The 26571-nt window shown below is 49.7% G+C and carries 22 protein-coding genes and 3 pseudogenes; 14 read left to right on the plus strand and 11 right to left on the minus strand.

The window, feature by feature from the left end; all coding sequences use genetic code 11:
* Nucleotides 1-92: 92 nt before the first annotated feature.
* Nucleotides 93-1028 carry an ABC transporter ATP-binding protein gene (locus tag MCON_RS09385; RefSeq protein WP_013719748.1) on the plus strand — a complete coding sequence of 312 codons (936 nt, stop codon included), beginning with the start codon at nt 93-95 and terminating at the stop codon, nt 1026-1028.
* Nucleotides 1019-1819: an ATP-binding cassette domain-containing protein gene (locus MCON_RS09390; RefSeq protein ID WP_013719749.1), complete on the plus strand. Its 801-nt coding sequence runs from the start codon at nt 1019-1021 to the stop codon at nt 1817-1819. Before MCON_RS09385 ends, MCON_RS09390 begins: the two co-directional genes overlap by 10 nt.
* On the opposite strand, the gene MCON_RS09395 is transcribed toward MCON_RS09390, so the two are convergent.
* Together MCON_RS09395 and MCON_RS09400 are read right to left on the minus strand one after the other, a co-directional pair.
* Nucleotides 1779-3359, minus strand: a complete 1581-nt coding sequence (locus MCON_RS09395) for a COG1361 family protein (protein ID WP_013719750.1) — start codon at nt 3357-3359, stop codon at nt 1779-1781. The two genes, MCON_RS09390 and MCON_RS09395, sit on opposite strands and share 41 nt — an antisense overlap.
* 1 nt (nt 3360) lies before the next feature.
* A complete protein-coding gene (locus MCON_RS09400; RefSeq protein WP_157863762.1) occupies nt 3361-4491 on the minus strand; it encodes a hypothetical protein in 1131 nt (376 codons plus the stop codon).
* A gap of 170 nt (nt 4492-4661) precedes the next feature.
* On the opposite strand from MCON_RS09400, the gene MCON_RS09405 reads away from it, so the two are divergent.
* Entirely contained in the window at nt 4662-5024 is a 363-nt protein-coding gene (locus tag MCON_RS09405; protein WP_013719752.1) for a hypothetical protein, read from the plus strand.
* A 209-nt stretch (nt 5025-5233) separates the two neighbouring features.
* Here the strand turns inward: MCON_RS09405 and MCON_RS09410 are convergent, their stop codons facing one another.
* Nucleotides 5234-5434, minus strand: a complete 201-nt coding sequence (locus tag MCON_RS09410) for a PUA domain-containing protein (protein ID WP_013719753.1) — start codon at nt 5432-5434, stop codon at nt 5234-5236.
* A gap of 466 nt (nt 5435-5900) precedes the next feature.
* Here MCON_RS09410 and MCON_RS09420 point away from each other — a divergent pair, with 466 nt between their 5' ends.
* Both MCON_RS09420 and cobN read left to right on the plus strand, forming a co-directional pair.
* The gene (locus tag MCON_RS09420; RefSeq protein ID WP_157863764.1) at nt 5901-6977 is read left to right on the plus strand and encodes an ABC transporter substrate-binding protein; all 1077 of its coding nucleotides are present in this window, start codon (nt 5901-5903) and stop codon (nt 6975-6977) included.
* A 143-nt stretch (nt 6978-7120) separates the two neighbouring features.
* Nucleotides 7121-10840: a cobaltochelatase subunit CobN gene (cobN, locus tag MCON_RS09425; RefSeq protein WP_013719755.1), complete on the plus strand. Its 3720-nt coding sequence runs from the start codon at nt 7121-7123 to the stop codon at nt 10838-10840.
* Nucleotides 10841-11083: 243 nt separating this feature from the next.
* Here the strand turns inward: cobN and MCON_RS09430 are convergent.
* Nucleotides 11084-11509, minus strand: a pseudogene (locus MCON_RS09430) (ABC transporter substrate-binding protein); the annotation flags it as partial.
* 118 nt (nt 11510-11627) lie between these two features.
* On the minus strand, nt 11628-11924 hold the full coding sequence (locus tag MCON_RS09435; protein ID WP_157863765.1) for a MarR family transcriptional regulator: 297 nt from the start codon (nt 11922-11924) through the stop codon (nt 11628-11630).
* 115 nt (nt 11925-12039) lie between these two features.
* Here MCON_RS09435 and MCON_RS09440 point away from each other — a divergent pair, with 115 nt between their 5' ends.
* Entirely contained in the window at nt 12040-12288 is a 249-nt protein-coding gene (locus MCON_RS09440) for a hypothetical protein (protein WP_048132275.1), read from the plus strand.
* Between the two features lie 416 nt (nt 12289-12704).
* On the opposite strand, the gene MCON_RS09445 is transcribed toward MCON_RS09440, so the two are convergent.
* Together MCON_RS09445 and MCON_RS16550 are read right to left on the minus strand one after the other, a co-directional pair.
* Complete coding sequence (locus tag MCON_RS09445; protein WP_162144972.1) at nt 12705-13523, minus strand: hypothetical protein; 819 nt, start codon at nt 13521-13523, stop codon at nt 12705-12707.
* A gap of 450 nt (nt 13524-13973) precedes the next feature.
* A complete protein-coding gene (locus MCON_RS16550; protein ID WP_013719760.1) occupies nt 13974-14504 on the minus strand; it encodes a zinc ribbon domain-containing protein in 531 nt (176 codons plus the stop codon).
* Nucleotides 14505-15049: 545 nt separating this feature from the next.
* On the opposite strand from MCON_RS16550, the gene MCON_RS09455 reads away from it, so the two are divergent.
* From MCON_RS09455 to MCON_RS09475, 5 genes and pseudogenes are all read left to right on the plus strand, one after another.
* On the plus strand, nt 15050-16363 hold the full coding sequence (locus MCON_RS09455; protein WP_083804753.1) for an IS4 family transposase: 1314 nt from the start codon (nt 15050-15052) through the stop codon (nt 16361-16363).
* 22 nt (nt 16364-16385) lie between these two features.
* The gene (locus tag MCON_RS09460; protein ID WP_013719761.1) at nt 16386-16700 is read left to right on the plus strand and encodes a hypothetical protein; all 315 of its coding nucleotides are present in this window, start codon (nt 16386-16388) and stop codon (nt 16698-16700) included.
* Nucleotides 16701-16822: 122 nt separating this feature from the next.
* Nucleotides 16823-17079: pseudogene (locus tag MCON_RS09465) on the plus strand (hypothetical protein); the annotation flags it as partial.
* Between the two features lie 103 nt (nt 17080-17182).
* Nucleotides 17183-18325, plus strand: a pseudogene (tnpC, locus tag MCON_RS09470) (IS66 family transposase); the annotation flags it as partial.
* Between the two features lie 39 nt (nt 18326-18364).
* A complete protein-coding gene (locus MCON_RS09475; protein ID WP_048132281.1) occupies nt 18365-18964 on the plus strand; it encodes a hypothetical protein in 600 nt (199 codons plus the stop codon).
* 703 nt (nt 18965-19667) lie between these two features.
* Here the strand turns inward: MCON_RS09475 and MCON_RS09480 are convergent.
* From MCON_RS09480 to MCON_RS09495, 4 genes are all read right to left on the minus strand, one after another.
* Complete coding sequence (locus MCON_RS09480) at nt 19668-20177, minus strand: hypothetical protein (RefSeq protein ID WP_083804765.1); 510 nt, start codon at nt 20175-20177, stop codon at nt 19668-19670.
* Nucleotides 20178-20511: 334 nt separating this feature from the next.
* Complete coding sequence (locus tag MCON_RS09485) at nt 20512-21249, minus strand: ABC transporter permease (RefSeq protein ID WP_013719765.1); 738 nt, start codon at nt 21247-21249, stop codon at nt 20512-20514.
* 1 nt (nt 21250) lies between these two features.
* Nucleotides 21251-22111, minus strand: coding sequence for an ABC transporter ATP-binding protein (locus MCON_RS09490; RefSeq protein ID WP_013719766.1), 861 nt, complete (start codon nt 22109-22111; stop codon nt 21251-21253).
* Nucleotides 22112-22203: 92 nt separating this feature from the next.
* Entirely contained in the window at nt 22204-24246 is a 2043-nt protein-coding gene (locus MCON_RS09495; protein WP_048132285.1) for a putative cobaltochelatase, read from the minus strand.
* Nucleotides 24247-24662: 416 nt separating this feature from the next.
* Between MCON_RS09495 and MCON_RS09500 the strand changes: the two genes are divergently transcribed.
* From MCON_RS09500 to MCON_RS09510, 3 genes are all read left to right on the plus strand, one after another.
* Nucleotides 24663-24893, plus strand: a complete 231-nt coding sequence (locus tag MCON_RS09500; RefSeq protein WP_048132287.1) for a hypothetical protein — start codon at nt 24663-24665, stop codon at nt 24891-24893.
* Between the two features lie 20 nt (nt 24894-24913).
* Entirely contained in the window at nt 24914-26014 is a 1101-nt protein-coding gene (locus MCON_RS09505; protein WP_013719768.1) for a FecCD family ABC transporter permease, read from the plus strand.
* Nucleotides 26015-26236: 222 nt separating this feature from the next.
* Entirely contained in the window at nt 26237-26554 is a 318-nt protein-coding gene (locus MCON_RS09510) for a hypothetical protein (protein ID WP_013719769.1), read from the plus strand.
* Nucleotides 26555-26571 lie beyond the last annotated feature (17 nt).

Here is a 26571-nt window from a genome sequence, read left to right on the forward strand (position 1 = left end):
ATTCACCTCTTCAAATGCTTTTTATGAATAAAAATCATTAATTGTAAATTGTGTAGCAATCTTTATTATGATGAAATCATCTTAGTCTATCAATGGCTATGCTCGACATAATTGATCTTAAGGCCCATTTCTCCTCCCCAGACGGCCTGGTCAAAGCAGTGAATTCAGTGGACCTGCAAATAAAAGACAACGAGCGATTGGGGCTGATCGGCGAGACCGGCTGCGGCAAGACTGTGCTTGGCATGTCCATCATCCGCCTGCTGCCCTCCTCGGCCGGGGTGGAAGGCCAGATAATCTACAATGGACAGGACCTCCTCCATCTGACAGAGGAGGAGATGAGGCAGTTGCGAGGTAGGGAGATCGCCATGATCCTGCAGAATCCCACCACCTCCCTCAATCCCGTCTTAAAGGTGGGAGACCAGATCGCTGAGGTGATCAGTCTGCACAAAGGCCTGGGCAAAAAGGAGGCAAAAGCCAGAGCGGTGCAGATGCTGGAAGCAGCCATGATTCCCGAGGCGGAGAGGAGGGCGGACCAGTATCCCCATGAGCTCTCCGGAGGGATGAAGGAGAGGGTGATGATCGCCATGGGCCTGGCCAGTCATCCCTCTTTTGTCATCGCCGATGAACCCACCAAGGGGCTTGATGCCCGCACCAAAGCGGAGATCGTCAACCTGATAAGGGACATGACCACCGGGCGATCGATGCTCATGATCACACACGATCTTGCCGCTGCTGGTGAGATATGCGACCGGATTGCAGTCATGTATGCAGGTGAGATTTTGGAGGAGGCTTCGGCAGAGACCATATTGAACGATCCCCAGCACCCCTATACCCAGGGATTCATACGCTCGCTGCCAAGCCGGGGATTGCATCCCATATCCGGATCCAGCCCATCCCTCATAGATCCTCCTTCTGGCTGCAGATTCCATCCCCGTTGCCCCTATGCGATGGAGGTCTGCAAGAGCGAGCATCCCCAGATGATGCGGCTGGAGAACGGGCATTCATCGAGGTGTTTCTTATGCGGCTGATAGAGGTTCGAGATCTGAGAAAGCATTATTCCTCTGGATTGATAAGCAAGCAATGCTCCAGAGCGGTAGATAGCGTTTCATTTCATATCGATCAGGGCGAGACCCTTGGCCTGGTGGGAGAGAGCGGCTGCGGCAAGACCACCGTAGGACGGCTGCTACTGCGGCTCATCGAGCCCACATCCGGCAGCATAATCTTTGATAGTAGGGACATAACCAGGCTGAATAGGAAAGAGATGAGAAAGCTCCGCCCCAGGATGCAGATGATCTTTCAAGATCCCGAGTCATCTCTCAATCCCAGGATGCGCATCGGAGAGAGCATAGCTGAGCCCTTCCGGCTAAAGCTGCATGGAAAGATGACCAAAATTGAGATCAGAGATCGGGTTTTAGAGCTTGTAGATGTCGTGGGGCTGAATCCAGAGCATATCAACCGCTTTCCTCATCAGCTCAGCGGCGGGCAGAACCAGAGAGTAGTCCTGGCCAGAATCCTGGCGATAAATCCGGAGTTCATCGTCGCAGATGAGCCAACCGCCTCGCTGGATGTCTCTGTTCAGGCCCAGATATTGAGGCTTATGATGGATCTGAAAAGAAAGTTCTGCCTGACAATGCTCTTCATTTCCCATGATATGGAGGTGGTAAGACATATGAGCGATCGCATTGCCGTTATGAAAGAGGGAAGGATAACGGATGTTGTGCAGCAGACGAGATACAGCAGGGCATCAGATGCCACAGGAGAGAGAATTTGTGACCGCATCAAAGGTATCGACCCAGAGCCACTGAGAGCAACAATATGATCAGTATCAATAAAATCGATAACCTATGCCCCAGGCCGGATCCGCTCTCAACCACTCGATGATCAATGCTCCCTGGAATTAGCCGTTCATCATCCCGGTTCTCGCGATCAGGCGATGGATAATCTGCCTGGCCATCTCCCAGATCGCTCACTTTGGACATTCCACTTCCGCCGGTATCATTCCGGGAAGGATCGGACGGGCTGCTCACCTCCTCTTCCTCCACCGTAACCCGGAGGGCAGAAGTTCTGGTGCTATAATCATTCCCCCGCACATCCCGATATCTCACCATGGAGGAGGGAATGCTGATTCCATCCGGATCCATCACCCGCAGCCGAATCTTCCGGGCGGCCTTCTCGCCTGGGGAGAGCATGAAGGATTCATTCAGCTCTCCCGAGATCAGCTCTGCTCCCTGGGGAACCATCTCCGCCATCGTCAGCACCGCTTTTCTGTTGCCTCGATTCTCCAGCTCCAAAGATATCATCACCTCTTCGCCTGCCTTTACCCTCTTGGGGCTGATGCTTCTCTTGGCATCGATCAAGGGTCCGGTAACATCTATCACCGGCCTGTTGGAATGGATGGTGTAAATCCTCTTCCCCATGCGGAACGAGGCTACGGCATCAGGAAGAGAGATGCCCATGGCTGGCTCTATGGGCTTGATACAATAGCTGACCGTCTTCGTCTGACCCGGCTCGAGAACGATCTTCCACTGGAGGGTTTCATTGCTGTGAAATTCCTTTCCCGTGGAGTCGGACAGATCCACGGAAAATGTCCTGTTTCCATAGTTGCTGAGGGAATTGATCACATAGTAGCTTTCAGATAACTCCTGTGTCTCTTCAACCCTCTTGTAAAGCCGGAGAGGGCCGGATATATGCGCTTTGCCGCCGCCCCATGACTGATGGGAATTTCCATCCGGATCAGTGTATTGAGCATGCACCCTGACCTGCAGATCGCCCGCTTCGAGCATATATGGAGCCACCAGATCGATCCTGATGGGATCGGTTTGGGCCGTCTTTTTCTTATCATCCCAGGCGGATCCCGCCAAAAGGCTTGATATGTTGAACCTCCTGCTGAATATCGGCGGACTGGAATCGACGGTTATCTTCAGGTCTTCTGCATCAACGGCGCCTCGATTCTCCACGGACAGTAGCATTTTGATGTCCTCCCCGCCCCGGTAGATATCGTTATCGAAGCTTAAAATCAGAGATATCTCCGGGGCGCTGGGAAGCTGCATTCTCACAATGGCATAAGGCTCATCCTTGTCCGCTCCCTCTACGATCTTCAGGGCGCTGATCCTCAAGGAATCGTTTATGACGAACCACTCGCCAGCATGAAGAGCCCGGCGAGCAATGGGGCGTTCATCCTCCTGCAGCTCCACCAAGACCATGAGCTTCTCCTCCAGGGAGAAGTCGGCCAGGGTCAGGGTGTAGTCCTCCAATGTCAATTGCTCTTTCCAGTGAAGCTCGCCTGAGACCCCCTGGCCCCAGACTGTTGCCTGAGCGGTGGAGACCGCCAAGATCAGGATCAAAAAGGCTCTGATCATCTCAATGCCTTAAGAGCAGATAGATCGTCAGCATGATCAATGCCGCATAGATGTACAATCGATTTCCGTCCTCCAATGAGCCTCCGATCATGGAGTTGGCATTCTTTGCTGGGGAGCTTTTTCCCCACGAGCTATCCTGCAGAGGGTTATCTGTGCTGGCACTCGATCCAATCCCATACCGGCTTGACGCATCATCTTTCGTCTCAATAGCATCGCCCTTTGCTCCCTTCTTCTCATCATCGACCTCTGCAGAGGTACTATCGGTCTTTGAAGAATTCTCGCTGTCATCATCCGGCTCATCGACGGGATCCTCTTTGTCGATCTGCTCATCCTTTATGCTCGTTTTTTCATCGCTATCACCAGAGGAGAGATCCTCTGCACCGGAGGAGGCATTCTTAGCCTCAAAGGATACCCCTTTGGGGGCATAGAATATGACCACCTCATCGCGCTTTACCATTAGCTTTTTCGTCTTTTCATACTCTATTCTGGTATCATCATCCTGCCATCTGACCGATAGATTGTGAATGCCCTCTTTGAGCTTTATCGTACCCAGCTCAGCACTGCTCTCCTTTCCCACCTTTTTGCTCTTCTCGAAGCTGCCGTCTGCATAGAGAAATGCCTCCAGCTCCCGTGAGTTCTCATTGACCAGATTCACTGTTATCTCAAACTCCTCAGGCTCCTCATTGAGGGTAGTGTAAAGGTTTACCGATGTCTCGGCCGTGATATCCTTTGTCTCCTCCACCTCAAAGGAACTCTTCACGTCCTCATCCCACCAGCTTATCTTGAAAGTATGACTCCCCTTCTCCAGAGGGTAGCTGTCTATCTTTTGATCCGCTCCTGAGGAGATCGACTTGCGGTCTATCAATTCCGAATCTATAAACAGGGAGACATCAAGCTTCTCATTGTCATTGTTCGTGATATAGACGTGTACTGGGATTCCTTCTTTTGCCGATGTATTCCCTTCCGTCAAGTTCGATGGTGCAGCATCAGTTGAGAGATTCGTCTCCTCCCCGCTGGCAAGGCATATCTGGGTGGGAATGATGATTGAAAGCAGAATGCTAGCCCCGAAAAGGGCGGTGAGAATAAAAGCAAATGTTGTATCTCTTCTCCCAGGCAATGGACTGCACCTCATGTATATCAAATGCGCCATGATGCTTTAAATATCATTTGGTAAGCAAAAAATTAAGATTCATGTTAATATTAGTCTATTGAATAGATTTTAAATCGGATATTTTATTCCTCATAACGAAAGTATTATCTACGAGAGGTTGAGATAAAGCCATCGAGAGGATGAGATAATTGATGGATACTGCCATCATGCTTTTGGTAGTGGAGGGAGTGCCCTTCCTGGCCCTGGTCTATTATCTGATTCACAAGAAGCAGATGTTCATGCTGGAGAGGGGGATCGAGAAGAAGGAGGACAGATATGTGAGAGCTGAGCGCAGAATAATCAATGGACTCTTCTTAACCCTGGCCGGATTCTCCATGATCCTGGCACCTCAGTTGGCATCCATTGCGGGAATAGAGGCACAGCTATCCTTTGACCTTCTGCTGGTAAGCATGATACTGCTCTGCGCCGGATTGGCCATGCTGATTGGCGGAGAGCTGCTCAAGTACAGGACCGCCCCGCTTGATGGCTCTGATGGACCGGCAGAGCTGAAATGAGAGAAGAGAACCAAATCCGCGATCATCGATAAGGGCGCAACAATACTGGAAGATCCATAGAAAATACCCCAGAAGAGGACACCCTGGCCGCAAGATGTCCTCACTCTTCCTAAACCCATTGCGGCCAGGCATCCATAATGGCATCTAAACTAGAGGGCTATTAATTCCTGCATACACATGCTGCTTTCTGCTATCATCACCTCCGCACTTCACTGACCGGTGTAGATTTTAAGCATCCTGACCGGCCTTTCCTTCCTGTCCACAATCAGAACATCTTCGCCATTCTCGATTCCCGGATCCGTTGCGATCACTTGCCCGGGGAATAAGCGTCCCCCCCGGGCGACAAAAGGCACCGCCGCATCCGAGATCACCACTTTGCTAACCGACGAATCGTTTTTATCACTCCACATTGCACAACCACCTCTATCCTTTATCTGTGATTAATAGGGATATAGATCTTATTAAGTAATAAACTTTTTGATTGAATTATTACCATGGTTAAGGGTCCGGCCAAACCGGGCGTCCTCAATATCCCATGCCTCGATCTCATCGTCTCTGATCCCCGAATGATGCCGGTTGGAGTATGACAATGGCCCCGGACGAGCTGGCGGCTGCATGCTTAATTTAAACCTGCCAGCTTTTGAGAGGACGGACCTCGCCAGCAACTTGGCCGCGAGGGGAGAGATATTCAGGCGGGTGCTTGAGAGGCAGCATACTGGCTTAGTGCAAACGTTGGGCTGGCCGCATGATCTTCATGCTTTTTTTCGGATGTGCAAGCACATAATTATTAACAAAAACGATTTATACTTCGCCTAGTCTTAATAACCACAGTTCATATGAGGAATTGATATGCAAATACGACTGTTTTCCGCGCCTATGGCCCTTTGCCTGATAGCATCTATGCTGATGGCATCGGCATGGGCAGCTGAATATCCCCTGACCATCACCGACTCTGCAGGAAGAGAGGTCACCTTCAACCAGCCTATTGAGAGGGTGATCGTCACCAGCTCGGATGCTGCCGAGGCAGTTGTGATGCTGGGAGCGGCAGATAAGGTGGTAGGAATCTCAGATACAGTGAAGAATAAGGGCTACTACTTCCCCGATCTCAAGGGAAAGCAGAGTGTAGGGAAATGGAATGCTCTGGACTATGAGATGATCGGCGCGATCGCCAGCGATGGAGAGGATGCCATTGTGCCAGATATCGTGGTCATTGGCTACAGCTATCCGGACAAGAGCTACGGCATATACGGCCTGGAGGAGGGACTGGAGCCCTTCGAGAACATCAAGGCGGTAGCGCTGGAGTTCACCAAGCCGCAGAACATGACCCGCGAGATCGAGGTTTTAGGCCAGATCCTGGGCAAGGAGGAGCAAGCTTCCGATTACATTAGCTGGTATGATGAAAAGATCAACTCTGTCAAGGATGCAGTGGACGGGATGAACTTGCCCGAGGCATATGTGGAGTGGAGCTCCAGTGGCGGCGATATTTCCACTCTGGGCCCGGGGTCTGCATTTGACCAGGTGCTGAAAGTGGCAAAGGGCTACAACATCGCCAGCGCCCTGGAAGAGAGCTATCCAAAGGTGGACTGGGAATGGGTGGTAACAGAAAATCCTGAGATAATCATCGTGAGACAGACCCAACCAGCAGGACATACCGAGATCGGCTGGGAGTCTGCTCCCTCACAGGAGGCCTCAAAACTGCAGGCTGCGAAGAATGAGCTTCTGGACAGATCAGGAGCAAGCGGAACCTCAGCCGCAAAGTCCGACCGGATCTATTTCATAGATTGGGATATCATGAACGGCCTGGACCAGGTGGTGGGCGCGACCTATCTGGCGAAGGTGCTCCACCCCGACGTGGATCTCAATCCGGAGGAGGTATACCGCGAATATTTAGAGCGTCTGGGCCTTGAGTATCCCGAGGGAAGGACGATGGTCTATCCGGAGATTGAGGATTGATCGCAACAAGATGCCTGTGAGGCATCCTTATTCTTTTTTAGATGGGTTTTTATGTTATTTGATCCGAAATAGTTATTAATAGAATACAAGAAAAACAGAATACATCACACCAAATTGCAATCCCTCAATCGGCAGGTAATCGAATGAAGTTAGTCTCTATAACCTGGAGCAGTGAGCTGCCCCACCTGATGCAGGGGGCCAGAGAGCTCTCCTTTAACCTGGAGGCCTGGTCCTATACCCAGCTTGACGATCCCGTCCAACTGGAGAAATGCCTGAAATCACTGAAAAGCGCTCAGATGGTCCTGATCCATCCATCGAACGACCCCTGCTGGGATGAGATCATTCCCTCCCTCAGCCCCAGCACGCCAGTGATCTCCTTTGGCCGGGACCCATCGCTCTGGACCGTGGCCAATGTCCCGATGGATACTACCCTGACCGTCAACCGCTATGCCCTGTTCGGCGGGCGGAAGAACTTCAAGAACCTGCTCAAGTATGCCTGCAACCAGGCCCTGAAGACGAGCTTCCAGCTCGAACCGCCAGAGGAGATCCTCTGGCAGGGGCTCTATCATCCCCGATCTGAGACGGCCTTCGCAACCGTTGATGAGTACCTGGAATGGTATCAGGGCAAGGAACGATCGTGGGTGGGCCTGATCTTCTCCCGCACCTCCTGGGCAAACGAGGATCTGAAGGTCGTAGATGCCGCCATACTGGAGCTGGAAAAGGAGTTCGACGTCCTCCCTGCATTCTGTTTCGGCATGGGAGATTCCGATCTGGGCGCCTGGTCCAGCGTAGAGGTGGCCAAGAGGTTCTTCTCAGGAAGAGTGGAGGCTATAGTCAACCTCCAGCCCATCTTCCGCTCCAGAAACAGCGATGAGGCACTCCAGACCATGAAAGCCCTGAATGTGCCCATATTCCATCCTGCGGTCGTCTATCATAAGACAGAGGAGGAATGGAAGGATGATGTGCACGGCCTGTCCAGCAGCGAGGTGGGCTGGTCTGTGGCCATGCCGGAGTTTGAAGGAGTGATAGAGCCTCTGATGATAGGAGCGACGAGCCGCTCTGAGATGGACGGGGCACAGATAGAGAAGCATGTGCCCATCCCGGAGAGGGTTTCAAAGCTCGCGAGAAGGGTCAAAAAATGGGTCGCCCTGAAGAACAAGCCGGTATCCGAGCGCCGGGTGGCTTTCATCCTGCACAACAATCCCTGTGCTTCAGTGGAGGCTTCAGTTGGTGGCGGAGCGCATATCGATACCCTGGAGAGCGTTGCTCGCATCATGGACCGGATGGTCCAGGCCGGATACTCGCTGCAGAGCCCACCCAAGACGGGAAAGGAGCTGATTGAGACCATCATGGCCAGAAAGGCGATATCGGAGTTTCGCTGGACCTCGATCGAGGAGATCATCAAGCGAGGAGGAGCCCTCGCCCTCTTGAGCGAAGAGGAATACCGGCAATGGTTCGACCTGCTATCCCCCGTCGTCCGGGATCAGATGATCGAGGCCTGGGGAAGGCCGCCAGGGGAGGAGAAGGACGGAATTCCCGCTGCCATGCTCTATCAGGGGAAGATCGTTATCACTGGGGTGGAATACGGAAATGCCCTGGTCTGCACCCAGCCCAAGAGGGGGTGCGCCGGGTCTCGCTGCGATGGCCAGGTCTGCAAGATATTGCACGATCCCCAGGTGCCGCCCACTCATCAGTATCTGGCCACCTACCGCTATATCGAGAGCTGCTTTGGCGCAGACCTGATTGTGCATGTAGGAACCCATGGCAACCTGGAGTTTCTGCCCGGAAAGTCGGTGGGCCTCTCCGCCGACTGCTATCCCGATATCGCGATCGGCGATATGCCGCACCTTTACATCTACAACTCGGACAACCCCCCGGAAGGGACCATAGCCAAGAGAAGGAGCTATGCCACTTTAGTCGACCACATGCAGGTGGTGATGACTGACTCCGAACTCTATGGAGAGCTTAAAGAGCTGGAGGACAGGATCTCCGAGTACAGACGGGCGGTCCTCTCGGAGGGCGGAAGAGCCCATGCCCTCGAGCATATCATCCTAAATCTGCTGGAGAAGAGCAACCTGGCAGGCGAGATCAATCTGAAGAGGCTCATCGCCAGCGGCGCGAGCTTCGAAGAGATCCTGGAGAGGGCACACGACAAGATCTCCCAGCTCTACAATACCCAGATCCCCGACGGTATGCATATATTCGGAGAGCTTCCCGCGGGCAAGAGAAGAGAGGAGATGATCCGGGCCATTCTCCGGGCTGAGGTGAGAGGAGCTGCTGCCCTCCTGCTGGGACGGGAGGTCACGGCCAATATCGAGGATCTTAGAGAGTTGGACGGACTGGGTGGGGACCTGGTCCGGGCAATCATAGCCGACAGGAGAGGCAAGATCGAAGGCCAGGAAAAGAGCAGTATATCGAGACTGCTGGAGGAGCGCTCTATTGGAAAGGAAAGCCCGGCCTTAGACCTCTTGCGAGATCGAATAGAAGAGCTCAGCTGGAGGATCGAGGAGTCCAGGGAGATGGAAAGCCTATTGAGGGGCTTTTCCGCAGGATTCATCGAGCCAGGACCATCGGGGCTGATGAGCAAGGGAAAGATCGAGATCCTGCCCACGGGGAGGAACTTCTTCTCCCTGGACCCCTCGGCAGTTCCCACCGAGGCCGCCTGGATGGTGGGACGAAGGCTGGCCGACAGCCTGCTGGAGAAGTATGAAAAAGAGCAGGGACGGCTTCCTGAGAACGTGGGGATGTTCTGGATGGCAGGCGATGTGATGTATGCCGATGGGGAGCAGATGTCCCAGATGTTCCATCTCATCGGCGTCATGCCGGTCTGGAAGGGGGGGAAGCTGAAGGGCTATGAAGTGATACCTCTCGAGGAACTGGGCCGGCCCAGGATAGACCTGACCGTGAGGGTCTCAGGCATCACCCGAGACTGCTTTTACAACTGCATTGAGATCATGGACCAGGCCATCTGTGAGGTCGCAGCACTGGACGAGCCACAAGATATGAACTTTCTGCATAAGCATGACCTGGAGAACGGATCTCATCATCGCATCTTCGCCAGCCGCCCAGGAACCTATGGCAATGGAGTGAACCTGGCAGTCTATGCCAGCGCCTGGAAAGCGGATAAGGATCTTTCGGACGTGTTCATCTACTGGAATGGTTACGCTTACGGCAAGGGCGTCTTCGGCGAGGAATCCCAGGATGGTTTGATCAAGCAGCTGAAGAGCGTGGACGTCACCTTCAACAAGACCACCACGGATGAGAAGGATCTGTTCGGCTGCTGCTGTTACTTTGGAAACCAGGGAGGTATGACTGCGGCCGCCCGGGAGGTCTCGGGGCACCATGTTGAGGCCTACTATGGTGATACCAGAGATGCCGATCGGGTGGAGGTTCGCACCCTGAGCGATGAGGTCAGGCGGGTCGTTCGCACCAAACTGCTCAATCCCAAGTGGATCGCGGGGATGAAAAGGCACGGCTATAAGGGAGCAGGGGACATCTCCAAACGCGTAGGCCGGGTCTACGGCTGGGAGGCGACGACACAAGAGGTGGATGACTGGATATTCGACGACATTGCCCGGACCTTCGTCATGGACGAGGAGAACCGCAAGTTCTTCCAGGAGAACAATCCCTGGGCGATGGAAGAGATGAGCAGGAGGCTGTTGGAGGCCGAGCAGAGAGGCCTGTGGAAGGCAGATCCTGAGGTTTTAGATGCCCTCAAGAACCTTTACCTGGAGATCGAGGGCTGGATAGAGGAGAGAATGGGAGACGTGGAGGGCGAGATCCAGGGTGGATCGATCGATGTCTTCAATGCCGATGAGGTTCTTGCCTGGAAGAAGAGGATGAGCAAGGTTCTGGGAGATTGAACCGGGGCCAAGCATAACGATGAACGGACTTCTGGTGAGCTTGATTCCTGCAAGGGGGCAGAGGGGGCTTATGCTATCCTATGGGCCGATCTGGCAGCCTTGCATAGGAGCCTTCCCAATTATCTGCTGGCGAAGGTGGCCGCTCCTCTGCTTTACATCACCGCCTTCTTTTTCGCACTGGGGGCAACATCAGGATGAACCAAGTGAGCTAGCTGGATTACTGGAGAAGCTTTGAGGAGCCTCTCATGCTGCTGCAGGATACCCCAGCACCGCTCCCTCGGGATATTCCACTTCCAGGAATTGCTCCAGGTATTCCCGATAGATCTTCCCGGGATCTATATTCATCTCGGGGTGCAGCCACGCTGCGCAATAGGCGAGGCCCACGATGCCGTCAGGTCCCCAGGCGATCTCAGTGCTCAGCAGATGGACCCTGTTGTTCTTCGCCGCATCCAGATTGCTCCATCCCGGACGTTCCTCTAAATAGCCATTCAGGATCTGATCAGCTTCTTTTGTGCTGTTCCAGCCCGCTTTTCCGCCTCCCGGTGCCAGAAGCTTGATTATGACATCCGGGTTCTCCTTGAGGATCCATTCGCTGTCCAGCTTGGGGTACTCATCGAGATCGCCAGCAATGTTCCGTCCTCCGGTGGAGCTGCACATCGCATCGCCGCTTGAGCCTCTGCCGTAACTGGAGTTATAGTAGAGATTTCACCGAATTTTATCTAATGGTTTATCATGCTCGTGCATGCTCGATAAGCCTACTGCATAGGAGAAACGGGTTTTGGAGAATTCAGATTTCCATCCGCTTGAACTCATCCCGCTCTTCTGGCGTGAGCATATCCTGCCAGGGAGTAGCCGTCACCAGGTCCACCGCCCTCCCATTGCGTATAGACTTTTCTATCTTGATGAGGCCTTCCTCCTCCAGTCTCTTTACTGCCCCCCGCGTTTTGCCGGTAGACCAGCCCATCCGTTTTGCCAGCTCATAGACGTTTAAGCTGGGTGCCTCGCTGATCTTTTCGTAGAGGTCCCACTCATCGTCCTCGGCTTTTGCCGTCCTGACCAGGGTGGCTTTCTGAATAGACTGCATATGCAGTCCAATTCTCTTGAACATATTTAAGCCTTTTGATATATGTCATTGCAAAAAATGATATGTCAAATGGTAGATCAAAAGGCTTAAATCCAAATATCATATAGTATTATGCGTGATAACCGACTTCGAAAGGGCTATTCTCGTTAAACTGTGCCAGGAGACGGGCATGGCAAAGGCCGCACATTTGCCCGAGCATGTCCTTGTTCGCAGATTCCCCAACCTGGGGCACAGGGTCAAGAAGGCCCTGGGAAAGTTGGTCAGCAAAGGATATGTCGCCAGGCATCCAACAAGAAATGAGATGACCTATCAGCTCACAGAGCTCGGGATAGAGGAGTGCAGGCAGATGAAAGAGCGGGCCTGACCGCGTTTTGAGGGCAATCGCGAAGCTGAGAAAAAGGTTTTTGATTGATCGCTTGCATCTAATCTTAGGGTGTGACCCATGAGACGCATGCGACCGAGCAATCGACCGTGTGTGAAGGATGTGTGAGGCCAAAAGGACGAAGCTCATCTTCGCAGTTGTTTGTAAGGCCGGTGGCATGCATATAACCCCCGAATTCAAAGACCTGTCCTCCCTGTGGCGGAACTAACTCCCCGTGCAGGCCCACAATGGCCCCAGAATCTGCCGAAGCTGTAGGGAAGATCTGAGCAAGTGGCTTGACTGTCTCAAGTTTGGCAATACTGATATATTGAAGTCCTGGTCGTACGTCGCCTTGTCTTCTTCATGCACTTCTCCCCATATGTCGGCATTGCTTAACATTTTGTCCACTGTGGAGTGGTTCAATCATATGTTTCCTGCCCCTGGCTTATTATCTCGTGCCTTTCCACGATAAAAGCCCCTGGCTGGCTGCATGAATTTTGATTTTCGCAAGGCTGCCAGTCAAGGCTGATTGCTCCACAGGTGGAGTTACCCCAGAGCTGGATGAATTTTTCTATCGAAATGGCACCACTTGGCACATAAGATCTTGTTCCGATCTTGCTTGATACTGCAACAACCGTCATGGCATCACGCGTTTTTCCATCTGCTCCGATACCATGTACTTTAATCGGATATGAACCTGGATTGGGATCATAAAGACCAATTATTACATCAGAAGATTGACCAACCATAATAACGGGCCTAGCTATGCTTGCCGTTACATTCGCAGGAGGCACTAAATCTAAAAATATTTGATCCTCATATTTCATTAATGGGTTTTTATTTTCAGCGGATATATTTGTATGAATACGAATTAATTCGCCTCTATGAAAATGATAATCTTCAATGGTGCCATTATTATCTGTGGATGTAAAAGTATAATTTTCTGATATTTCATCATATGTTATATTATAGTACATGGATGAAAACGATAATTTATAATTACTGGCATCTGGCCCCAAAATCAATGGATACGATGCACCAAACAAAGGGCCAAACAACTGAGATAATGCAACAATAATCGCTCCCGCAAAAATGATATCAACATTACGTTTCTCTTCCCCTAGAACTCTTTTCGATAAACTTTTAGTTATATAAAATATTAATATACCTATTAAAAATAATATTACAGCTGAAAGAATAAGTGTAAGGAGGAACCACTTTAGCTGCTGCTCAGGCAATAATATATATATATACAGACCAGTAATGCTGCTGCGATAATAGGAGTGGTAAAGACCCAACCTAAGCGCTGTTGCCACATAATCAGAACCCTTGATCACATAATCTTTCGAATAGATATCACTTTCCTTTTCATATGGTTGCAGTTCGATTGGCAGAACAGGAACACGGGCGTGCAGTACTCAATCTCCAAGAAACTAGCTAGCATTCATTCAGAAGCACAAGCATTGCTGAAAGAGAGTTCTGAAAACTAATAGGAACCCAAAGAGCGGAATAATTGAGTCTAGGCGGGCTTAAACACCGATCCACAGTGTCCTCCTTGAAGGAGCCGATCATATTTGCGATAGCTTGATTACGCCCAAGCTCGACTCAGAGTCGGGCAAGGACGCAAACAATGCGCTAGTATTTCATACAGCATTCGTTTTATAGAGATCCTGCATCTTAAATTCTAATTAGATTAAGCTAGTAGGAAGCACCTTTGAGATCCGGCTCATTTTAAAATTTCCTTTTTCACCATGATATACCCAAGCTCCAAAAATATTCTCCACATCGGCATCAAATTTCCCTTTGTATCTTACTGTGTGCCCATAACCTCCTCCGCCATCATAATTTTTATCAAATATAATTTCATTACCATCTATATAGCCGCTAATATTGGAAATTAAGTATCGGGGGCTGTCTTCCCCATAAACAGTGAGAAATGTGTTGACCTCTTTCATCGTGCCAGACAACCTGTTGCCATCAAAGACCAGATCTGCCGAAAAAGCTACAGTATTTCTAGATGCGCCACTAATTTGAGAAAGCAATGATTTAAATAATCCCGATTTGTCGTAGGCATATTCTCCAGTCCATCTTTCCATTTTGGAAACTGAGGAATCGGTGTGTTGATGGGCATCGGATGCTGCACCTAGATTATAGCCACATGACTGACAAAAATTGCTCCCTTCTTGATACTCAGATCCGCATTTCCAGCAATATGGCATTGCTCATCACCAAATTATCACTAGTCCTGTGACCTTATATAAATTTGGGTGGCTTTTCGCTGAATCTATGTGGGTGGGCCCAGCAGTGATTATGGCATGAAAAAACCTTAAAGCATACTGGTTTTCATGCTTGCGCATGATCCCTGCGTGAGAATCATGAGCTCTTGAGGTTGGGTAAGGGAATAGCGGTTCACCAATGAGACGTGGAGACACAGGGAAATTGCGATTCAAGTCCATCCATACCAAATAGCGAGGAGCCAAGGTATTTATCCACGGATGAGAATTGACTCGTGAGGCAGGATAACGGGCTTAACAAATTACAGAAAAATCGGCACGCTACCCAGGGAAGAAGAGAGGACTGTAATATGCCGCTTGGAGAAAGCATTATTCGAAGACTTGCACTCATAAAGTACACATGCGTCTTCGGTTAGCAGATCATTCCTAGCACAATCGTTATAAATGCACATTAATTTATCTTCTGAAATAGTTCATCTAATAAGATTTATATGGAATATGTGATACTATATTCAATCCAAGGGATTAGCATGCGAAAAGGAGTATCACAAATTGAGAAAGATATAGTCGAGCAAGAACTAACCAGGATGTTTGAATCCAAGTGGATTCGAGATAAAGCAAGAGAGAGCGGATTGATCGAAAGAGAAAGAAAGATTGATCCAGTGATAATGTTTTGGACTCTCGCTATCGGCTATGGCTCACAGTTGTATCGAACTATAGTGGAGTTGAAACGCGTTTACGAAGTCAGAGGGAAAGTATCAATTTCAGACAGCAGTTGGCATGATCGTTTCACTCCAGAACTGGTAAAATTTCTCAGAGAATGTGTGATTCACGGCATAGAGCACATTTCTGAAGAACCCAGTAGGATTTTGGGTGACCGTCTAGCTAGCTTTCGGGATGTAATGATTCAAGATAGCACTATTATTCGGCTTCATAAAAGCCTTGCTGATAAGTGGCCAGCCACTCGTTCCCGAAAAGTGGCTGCAGGAGTAAAAGTGGCATTTTTAACAAGTGCCATAGCCAATAGTCCAAAAAGCATTTCGATACTGCCTGAGAATACCAACGATGTAAAGACCTTAAAAATAGGTCCCTGGGTAAAAGATATAATATTATTAATAGATCTAGGATTTTACAAATATCAACTGTTCAGCAGGATAGTTGAAAACGGCGGATCCTTTGTCTCTCGCCTCAAGAGCAATGCAAATCCCTTAATAGTAGGAACAAATCAGGTACGCAATACCCGTGGCGTTGATCTAAACGGGAAACATTTGAAAGATATTAAACTAGAAAAATCCGATGATATTTTTGATGTAAATGTGGAAGTATCATTTGACCGAAGATCCTATCGCGGCGAGAGCAAAAAAGATAATAAGATATTTAGATTAGTCGCCATTTATAATACCGAAGCAGAAGAACATCACTTTTATCTAACTAATATTTCATCAGATATATTAAATGCTTCAGAGGTTGCAGCGGTTTATTCTGGGAGATGGGAAGTCGAACTCATCTTCAAAGAATTGAAGAGCAGATATGCGCTAGATCAGATAACAACAAAGAGCCCATACGCGATTGAGGCCTTAATCTGGGTCTCAATTTTGACGCTTCTTGTCAGCAGAAAATTGTATTCGATAGTGCGAAAACTAAATCCCGGTGCCAAAATGGTTCGCTTTACTCAATTGAGATGGAGTAACATCTTTGTCCAAAATTCCTCGCATCTATTGTCTGCGATATTGGATTACCTTGGAATAGAGCATGATTTCTCTACAGTCTTAAATGTGTGTTCAAGTGAGGCACTTGATCCGCATGTCAATAGAGAACGATTCAGGGAGGGATTGTGGTCTTAACCGAAGACGCATGATAAAGTACATGTATAATATAGGATTACAGCAGTCACATGGGCCTGAGCCTTTATGTTCCATTGCTCTTTTATCATTTCATGATAGCGCAGAGCTTTTTTTGCATTTATCTTCAGAATACTTGAATTCTGGAGGAAATGATTTAAGTTTTATGAAGTATTTTGATTTTATTAATCAAAAATTGCCAGACGGAAAAGAGATCGCCCAAAAAGAATCTATGCGCAGATTAAATAAGGCAAGAGTCTCCTTAAAACATAACGGTACGCTGCCCGCAAAGATCGAATTAGACGCATTTAGATCTACCATCTCATTTTTTTTTTTTTGAGGAAAATTGCAGATTGATTTTTGGTATGTGTTTAGCACCCACGTGTATCATGGGAATTTAGTGGCACCTATTTAGACCAGATAGATTAAATAATATGGCGATAATATCCAATATTTGGGAGTATGCACCAAGATGAAATTATCAAGCAACTTCAGGAACAAAACAAGCAATTAAAGCTAGAGAACGAGTTGCTTAAGGCCAGAGCAAGTGAAATTGAGCCGCTTAAGGCAAAGATCCGCGAACTTGAAGCCCGATTAGCTCAATATGAGAATGCACATACTCCACCAAGTCTAAGGCGAGGCCGTAATCGCAAAAAAGATCGAGATACGAACAGTGAAACGGCGGCGACGCACCCCGCTGCAAGCAGACGGGGCATCCGAGGCGTCGCCGCATAAAGATAGTACTACTCGGATCTGATCAAATCCCTAAGTTGGACACGGATGCCCTTTATCCCCGATGCAAGCATCGGGGTATTGCGGTAAAAAAATAATAAAGGAAAACCTGGTCAAAAGGTCGGACATAAAGGCGTAACAAGACCGTTTGTGGCTCCAGACCGGCAAGTGGAAGTTACTATGGATCGCTGTCCCGATTGCGGGGCAGAGCTTGGTTCTCCTTTTCGAATTGATTCCAAGATCGTTGAGGAAATCCCAGAACCTCAGCCGATCATGGTTACTGAATACAAAATTGCTCATTACAAATGTCCATGTTGCCTGAAAGAAGTTGCTGCAAAAGACCCAAGCTGTCCGCAAGAAGGCAAATTTGGAAACAACGTAATTGCTCTGGCAACGGTGCTCAAATATGAGGATCGGCTGCCTCACAGAAAGATTCACGACGCAATGATGAGGTTGTATAGGCTGAAAATAAGCCCTGCAACGATATTAGACTTGACCCGTCGCGCTGCAGACGCCATCCAACCCGAATATGATGCAATCTTAAGAAAAATTCGACGCGCTCCGATCCTGTACGTGGATGAAACAGGAATCCGCGTTCAGGGAGAAATGTGCTGGATCTGGGCATTTACTACGCCATCTGAGACCTTTTTCGTGATTCGAAAGAGCCGAGGCATGAAGGTTCTGATGGAAGTTTTAACTCGGAGATTTAAGGGAATAATCGTATGTGACGGGTGGAAGCCGTATGCCAGGTTTACAAATCGCATTCAGAGATGTTGGGCGCATCTACTTCGAGAGTCAAAAGACATTGCAGAGAAGTTCGAGGAAGCTATTCCGTTACATAACGCACTCAAAGAGCTCTACGACCTACTAACCAAAGCTCTGGAAAACGATCCACCGCCAGAAGTCAGAATGACTTTATGGGAATTGGCGCGAGAAGCGCTTCGGCATTGGATCTCGAAAGAGTATTCTATAGAGAAAGTTCGAAAGTTCATCGGGAAAATCAATAATGGATTCGAGTATTGGTTCACATTCATCATCAATCCGGGTGTAGAGCCGACTAACAACAGGGCAGAGAGAGCATTGCGACCACATGTCGTCTTGAGAAAAATCCTGGGCACCCTTCGAAATGATAAAGGAACATCGATTCATGAGCGAATCATGACGACACTGGCAACATGGGGGCAAAAAGGGTTAAATAGCCTACAAATGCTAACCGCAAAGCTGGCATGCTAAACACATACGATTTTTGATGTTGGCTTTTCAGATATTAGCTTGATCCATCTGGTTTACTGTCAAAATACCAGAGCAACTCTTGAAGAATCAGAAGAGTTGCTAAAACAGGGGAAAAATGAAGATTCCATGGAATTAGCAGCAGTTGCATTCTCACAGCTCTTGGACGATTATAAGAATAGAGTCAAGGACAAATTCGACAAATACCCATTTTCATTTAATAGTTCTGTTAGTGGCTCTATTTTCTTTTCTACCAGTAGCGATTCTGACCTAGCCAGCGACGTGGAGTCTTTCGCATCAGAGGTAAAGAGTGCTTTCTCTGATGTGGATGATTGCATATCTGAGCTTCAAGACACATTGGAGATCATCAGTATTGGGATTGATTATCGGAAATATATGAAGTTTTATTTATTAACACCTAATGTGAGTAAGGAAAATAGAACTCATATGCAACCACAAAAAGTTTATAAAGATTATAATATTTACTATCCTTCAAATAAATCAAAATACACATCTACCAAAGAAGATGCACAATTTTGTATCGATTTTATAATTGAAAGCTCAATAATATTACAAGAATTTAATACAACGGGAGTGCGGAGGGTCACGAATTCCCCATCCTTTAGGTTGGGGATGAAGTGAACCCTCGCCTGGATTTCATGTTTTCCTGAGATTGATTAGCTGGCTATAATGCAACCGAACGCTGATACGAGATTATTCTGATGTACAGATCCAGGAAACCGAAGGTTCGGATGTTTCTGAAATCCGGCTAACCGGGCGCGCGGCCCGAAGCATACCCCATCCCTTTAGGGTGGGGTGGCCGCGCGCAGTTTGATTTTTTAATAATTTTTTATCTTTTTTTTTATTTATTCCATGGATGGAGTGCGCTGAAACTTTCAGTCACAGAAGGAATTGAGATTTTGAGTATTAAAGATCAGCCGCGTCGCTAACGATTCATTCGTGCTGGCTTCACCCATGTGGACGTACGGCCCTAGTCGATCAGTGTGCGTAATCCAGAAGCAATCAACAATATTATTCAGATACGAATAGCCTCAAACCGAAATGTGCATTCAGTCCAAGAGTTACAGGAGCGATGACAGGTTCTTTGAATGTCAGCTCAAATCCACAGCCAATCCGGGCATTTTTCGTTCTTGCAGTTCCTGCGGAACTCAAGCCATCAGATCCCCTTCGAGTGGAGACCAGCCTGAGAATGATTGAGATATGAACAGGCTTTGGCAACCCATGGTCCTCGGCTGCTTTGGCTACTTCCTGTTTAAGCCACTCTCCGAACTCTCCTCCCGCCTTGCGATAATGCCTTAGAGGCAGGAAAGGAGTTATACTCTTTTCACGAGTACGCCTCCAGAGTCCTCTGCTCTCCGGCCATCCTCGCCTCTGCCTTCCCCCGGCCCTTTGCTCCAGCTGGCTCACTGTAGATGCAGAACACCCGGTCGGCCAATTCGGTTATCTTCTCCAGGTGGGGATCCAGCGCAGGCGCATAGAGAAGAATGGTTGCCTCTCTGGAGGTCTGCTTGAGGGCCTGGGCCAGGTAGCCCACCATCTCCTGGGAGTCCTCGTAGAGTAAGGGGTCGTGCTCCACAATCAGGATGCTGTGGTGGTTCTCCTCCAGTATGGTCATGAGCTGGAAGGAGGTGAAGGCTCGGCGCACTTCCAGCTCGGTGATGTTCCGGTTCAGCCGGCTGAGGATGCGGGAGTAGTTGCCGCTGATGAAGAGGATCTTATAGCGCTGCAATTCAGGATGGCTGTTGATAGCACCGGCCATCAGCTCCACCGGGGCGACCAGGACGTTGAAGGTCTCGGGGAGGAGGGAGACGGTCGGGCAGAGTTCGATCTCCATGATGGAGAACAAGGTGCTTCGAGGATATCAGGGCGAGGCAAGGGAGCGGGGCGAAAGCGAAGCCATTTGGCCACACAGTCTCCCATCTGGGTCGTGATCCTAAAATAGGTTGAAGTTTCTGGAACTCGATTACCGATTGCGGTCTCTCGGACACGCCCGAGAGAGGTCATTCTGGGCAAAACAGCATTCAATAAATTCTGCGGGAGGCCTAAATACCAACCCATAATTGATTCACGACAAAAGATCTATTATTGTTACCTATTCTAAAAATATTCATAACTCGTCACAATAATTTGCCTGAACTATTGTAGATATAAATCTTTCCATAGCTCTGCTAAACGCTCATCCTCCTGAGGGCCATCATCCCTCCGCCCAAGAATAACAGAAAGAAGAGGAAAAGAACCAGGAACGATGACCAGGGAAGAGGCTGGTCCAATGCAGCCGCCCTCAGAAACAGGCTGGAGTGGGTGAGAGGAAGGGCGTACAGCGCCATCTTCAGCCCGAAGGGAACCTGGGAGACGGAGAAGAAGGTTCCGCCCAGGAATGTCATCGGCATGAGAATCAGGCTGCCAAAGGTGGCCATATCCTCATGAGATCGGGCCAGCAGGGCAGCCAGAACACCCAGAAAGGCAAAGGTCAGGCAGCTAAGCAGCAATCCTAATACAAAGGGCAGAGTGATATGGATATGCCTGGCGATGAGAAAGGCTACGAGCAAGAACGCTACCGAACTCAGTATACCCCTCACCACCCCAATCAGCGCTTTTCCCAAGAGAATGGAGGGCAGTTCCACCGGGGCCATGAGGCATTCATCAAAGCTCTTGAAATAGAGGCGATCGACATTGAGCCTGGTGCCGGCTCCATTGAAGCTGGTGGTCATGGCGGTCAGAGCGATGATTCCCGGTATCACGAAATCAAGATAGCTGGTTCCGTTCATATCTATCCCGCGACCCAGGCCCCAGCCAAAGGCCACCAGATAGAGAAGCGGGCTCATCAGGGTGGTGAGAAGATAGCGAGGCCAGCGCCGCTTGAGTGCTGTCAGGTCCGACCAGAGTATGCTGAAGGCATCGATCATGCTAGTCTCCCATCACCTTCTCACCGGTCAGCTCGATGAACACATCCTCCAGGTTGGACTCTCGCATGACCACCCTCTCCGAGCCTGGAAGATCCTGAATAAACCGGGAGGCACTTGATCGATCCGGAAAGTAGCGGTAAGTTGTGCCGCACGCCTCCCCCTGCATCTCTACCGCTATCATTCCCAGCCTTTGCCGCAGCTCCAGAGGGCTTCCCAGAGCTATGAGCCTGCCGTGATGAAGAATTCCAACCCGCTGACACAAGGCCTCGGCCTCTTCGATATAGTGGGTGGTCAAGAAGACCGTCGTGCCTTCCAGGTTCATCCTGCGGATGAGATCCCAGACCCGGCGTCTGGTTTGAGCGTCCAATCCCACCGTCGGCTCATCCAGGAAGAGGAGCTTGGGCCTGTGGATGAGCGCCCGGGCTATCATGGCCCTCCTCTTCATTCCCCCAGAGACGCTATCGATGAGCTGATCGGAGTGATCGGACAGCCCCACATAATCGAGCAGTTCCGCGATCCTCTCCTTTCGTTCCCTGGATTGGAGGTGGTGCAGCCGGGCATGAAGCTCCAGGTTCTCGCCGATGGTCAGGTCCCGGTTCAGGCTCAAGTGCTGCTGAACCACGCCAAACTCCGACTTCACCCTGGACGGGTCCTTTGCCACATCGATGCCGTTGATCCGAATCCGTCCGGACGAGGGCTTGGTGAGGGTGGTAAGGATGCGAATGGTGGTGGTCTTGCCAGCTCCATTTGGCCCCAAGAAGCCGAAGAGTTCTCCCTGTCCGACCTCAAGATTCAAGTTATCTACTACCTTCTTCCTCGAGTACTCCTTCTTCAGGCCCGATATCTCGATCATACTGCTCATATCTATCTGAATTATATTAACCGCATATATTAATTATATATGTTAATTATATTTATTAATTCTTTATTTCTATCATCATCTCTATAATAGCATTATGTTGCAGCATATTCATTTATGGTCGCGTCATCGAACAGAAGCTTCTGCTCTTCATCTACGATCCTGAGAAGGGACTCCGGGGTTAAGCTGGATAGGGGATAGTACTTTCCCTGACACTGATCCGCGATCTGATGGCAATAGCCTAAACGCATATCCAGGAAGGAGCTGTCTACGACCTCACTGTCGATGACGATGGTATGGATTCCCAGGTGCTTTATCCGTTCTGAGATCGCCATCAGCTCGTCTTTGATCTTTCCACCCATTCCCTCATTAGCCCTGCCATCGGATATGAGAACCATCATCAGTTTGCTCTCCTCATCCTTTCTCAGTTCTCCCTGCAAGAGCTGCAATCCGCGGGAGAGGCCGGCGGATAGAGGTGTCTTGCCCCCGGTGGGAAGCTCTCGCAAGCGGCCAAGGGCCAGATCCACGCTGGTGCAGGGGGGAAGTATGATCTCGGCTTCCTTTCCTTTGAAGGCTATCATGCCGATCTTGTCTCTCTTCTGGTAGGAGTCCATTAAGAGGGAGAGAACTGCACCCTTGGCGCTCTCCATCCTCTGATTGGCCCCCATGGATCCGCTGGCATCTACCACGAAGAGGACTACGGCGGAGGTCTTGCCCACTCTCTCCTTCTCCCGTATATCCTCGCCCTTCACGATGATGGCGTTGGGGCCGGATCTGATCCTTTGATAGGGGGCAGCGGCACGAATGGTGGCATCAATGGCAATATCTTTTCCTTCCTGGGGCATTTTCTGGCGCAGATACCGGCCGCGGTTGCGCAGAGCCAGTGTATTCATCCTCCTGCCGCTGGTCTTGCGGCGGGCGATTCGGTCCCTCTTGCGGGGCATCGTTATGGCACGCACATCGATAGGCGTGCCGATCTCGAATATCCTCTCTTGGGGCTTAGCGGCCTGTTTTTGATCCGTGTCCTTTTGTTCCGACGGCTCCTGTGGTTGTTGCTCATTCTTCTTCTGCTGCTCGGGCTTTTGATCCTGATGCTGGTGTTCATGCTGCTTCTGAGACATGGACTTCTCCAGCCGTTCCTTGTTCAGTGTGGGCGGCTCAAATGGCCTGCTCCTCATCCTATGGGCCAGGGCTAGCTCCATGGCTTTCTTGACATCCTCCTGGTTGACTTCGGTCCTGCCATCGAAGGCGGCGATGGTCTTGGCGGTTCTGGTGATGACTATCTCCGCTCGGTGTGTCTTGACTCCAAGATCGATGCAGGTGGAAGCGATTAAACGGAGGAAGTCATCGCTCATGCTCACCTGACTGAGAAGCTGGCGAGCCCTGGATATCTTCTGTTTCATATCCACCTGTTCTTGTTGCCATTCTTTGGCAAATCCCTTTGGATCAAGGTCAAAAGCTTCTGCGATCTTGGCGATCTGCATTCTCTGCTCCACGTCCTCAATTCCAGCAACGCTCACCTGTAAGCCGAATCGGTCCAGAAGCTGGGGCCGGATCTCTCCCTCCTCAGGATTCATCGTCCCCACCAGGATGAATTTGGATGGATGAGCAACGGATACGCCCTCCCGTTCCACAATGTTGACGCCCATGGCCGCAGCATCCAGCAGCACATCTGCCACATGATCGTCCAGAAGATTAACCTCGTCAATGTAGAGGATGCCGCGATTAGCGGCTGCGAGAATGCCGGGCTCCAGCGCTTTTATTCCTTCTTTTATGGCCCGTTCCACGTTCAGCGATCCTACCACCCGATCTTCGGTTGCTCCCAGCGGCAGATCGACTACAGGGGTCTTTTTCTCTACTGCTGTGATCTGATTTGATTGGCTCTTCTGGTAGCACAGGTCGCACATATCCTCTGGATTCTCCGGATTGCAGTTGAATGGGCAGTCAGATGCCACCTGAATGGTCTCCAACAGATCTGCCAAGGACCTTACTGCTGTGGATTTGGCAGTTCCCTTGTCACCCCGGATCAGGACGCCGCCGATGCGGGGATTGATGGCATTCAGAATCAGGGCAAATCTCATGTCGTCCTGCCCTACTATGGATGTAAATGGTATGGTCCTTCTCTTCAAATGGTGCATGTAATCGCCTTTTTTATTTAGCGTATCTCTGACGTATATAAGGCTTATGTCATATTAAAAAGTAAGAAATTTCAAATAATTTTTTAATTAATTGTTACATATAGATCTAAATTTAGTCTTATACTATGCGCGAATCTCGAATTAGATCTGATTTCTTATATGAATTCTTCTATGTGATATGCAATGCGCTTGTCAGGGACCAAGGATTTTCGGCTCAAATTCCAGTCTGATGAGATGATATCGATGAATGCACATATAGAAAAGAGCTTTCTGCTATTTAGAGAATTTCTAGCATACTAATAATTTGCAGTGATATTTGATGCCTTCAGCGGATGAACTGGGAGAACAATTGTGATATAGTAATACAATTACCAAAAGACTTATTAATATTGGTATAAACCAGCAAGATGATATCGATGATCGAATCAGGAGAGAGTAAGGCTGCCCCTGAAGGCGCAAACCACGATGAGATCAGCCCTGCTGTGGGGCTGCCCAGCAGAAAGAATGAGCCCGATAGAGATTTTCCGCCGGCAACGATCATCAAGGGCAATGATTTTGGCCAATCACATCTGAACGGCTATGGTTTGCTCCCGGAATCCAGGGTTGATGCTATAAATAGAGCCTTCATCTCTTATTCTGAGGCATGAGGCTGATGTCCGAATCACAAATGAAAGAGAAGCTGGGCGCGGGCCAGAAGACTCAGCCCAGGACGACTGCTGCTCAGGAGCTGAGGGCGGAGTACCAGAAGTTCATCGGAAGGAAGATGCTCTTTCTCGCTGCTCTTGTCTTAGGCATTGTATTGCTGGCGGGCTATGCTGCCACCCGGGGATCGGCGGATATCAGCGTGATGGATGTCTACTCCACTATCCTGGCAAAGTTCTTTCCCCAGTATTTCCAGACCACCTGGTTCTCAGATACCATCGTCTGGGGACTGAGGCTGCATAGAATCCTTATGGGGATAGTGGGAGGAATCGGCCTGGCCATCGCCGGAGCGGTCATGCAGGGCATCCTTAAAAATCCCCTGGCCAGCCCCTTCACCCTGGGCATCTCATCAGCTGCTTCCTTTGGTGCGGCCATGGCCATAATCATGGGGGCGGGGTTCATGGGCGGAGAATGGCTGATCATCGGCAATGCCTTTGTTTTCACTCTTCTCGCTGCGGGGGCGGTCTATGGACTGGCAAAATATAAAGGAGTCACACCAGAGACCATGATCCTGGCGGGAATTGCCATCTCATACCTTTTCAGTGCCATGACCTCATTTCTGCAGTATATCGGCCATGCAGAGCAGGTTCAGGAGGTGGTCTTCTGGTCGATGGGCTCGCTGGGCCGCTCTTCTTGGGATAAGGTCTGGATAGTCACCGCGGTCATAGCCATCTGCCTTCCCTATCTTATCATCAAATCCTGGGACATAAATGCCATGGGGGCAGGTGACGAGACCGCCAAGAGCCTGGGGGTGAATGTGGAGAGGACCCGGGTGATCAGCATGATGCTGGTCTCGTTCATAACCGCCTCGGTGATATGCTTTACTGGCACCATAGGCTTCATCGGTCTGGTCGCTCCTCATATAACCCGGATGGCAATTGGTGGGGATCACAGGTTCCTGCTTCCCGCCTCTGCTCTGGTGGGGGCGCTGCTTCTCTTAGGAGCTGATACCCTGGCCAGGACCATTCTCGCTCCAGTGATTCTGCCCGTGGGAATAATGACCGCCTTTTTAGGGGTGCCATTCTTCGTCTACCTCTTCATGCGCAGGAAGAGGGAGTTCTGGTAGGCATGCCTGTCCGAAGGATGAAGGATCCAATCGATTATGGGTGCCTCATCTTCCTTTTTTTCGCCATCGCCTCCTGATCCAGATCGTCAACCGCACCGTCCAGGTTAGCATCAGTCATTGGAATTTCTATCATCCAATCCAATTTGGCGATAGTCCTAAATTCCTATCTAAGTTACTTATATCATGAATAACTAATAGCATATGGCTTAAAGGGTGGTCATAATGAAGAAAGAGGAATTCCTAAAACAGATTGAAGGATATGCATTCCCTGAAATGTTCAATCAGGACCTTCTCGATCGTGCAGCAGAGATGTTCGGAAAGTGGGGGAAGACCGCTCATCTGGATGAAAAGGAGCATTTATTCGAGAGCTTTGGACTGAATCCCCTGCCGGAGGACAGCGATGAGATCAAGGAGCAGAAGGCTGCCATCAGACATATCTGTTCCAGGATGATGGATGCAAGCATCAACCGCAGGGATGCTGCCGATCTCATCCGAAACTTCAATCGAATAAAAGATCCAGGCTACAAGTGGCTGGATTGAACTTCAATTTTTTTAAT

This window comes from Methanothrix soehngenii GP6 (assembly GCF_000204415.1).
Lineage (GTDB): Archaea > Halobacteriota > Methanosarcinia > Methanotrichales > Methanotrichaceae > Methanothrix > Methanothrix soehngenii.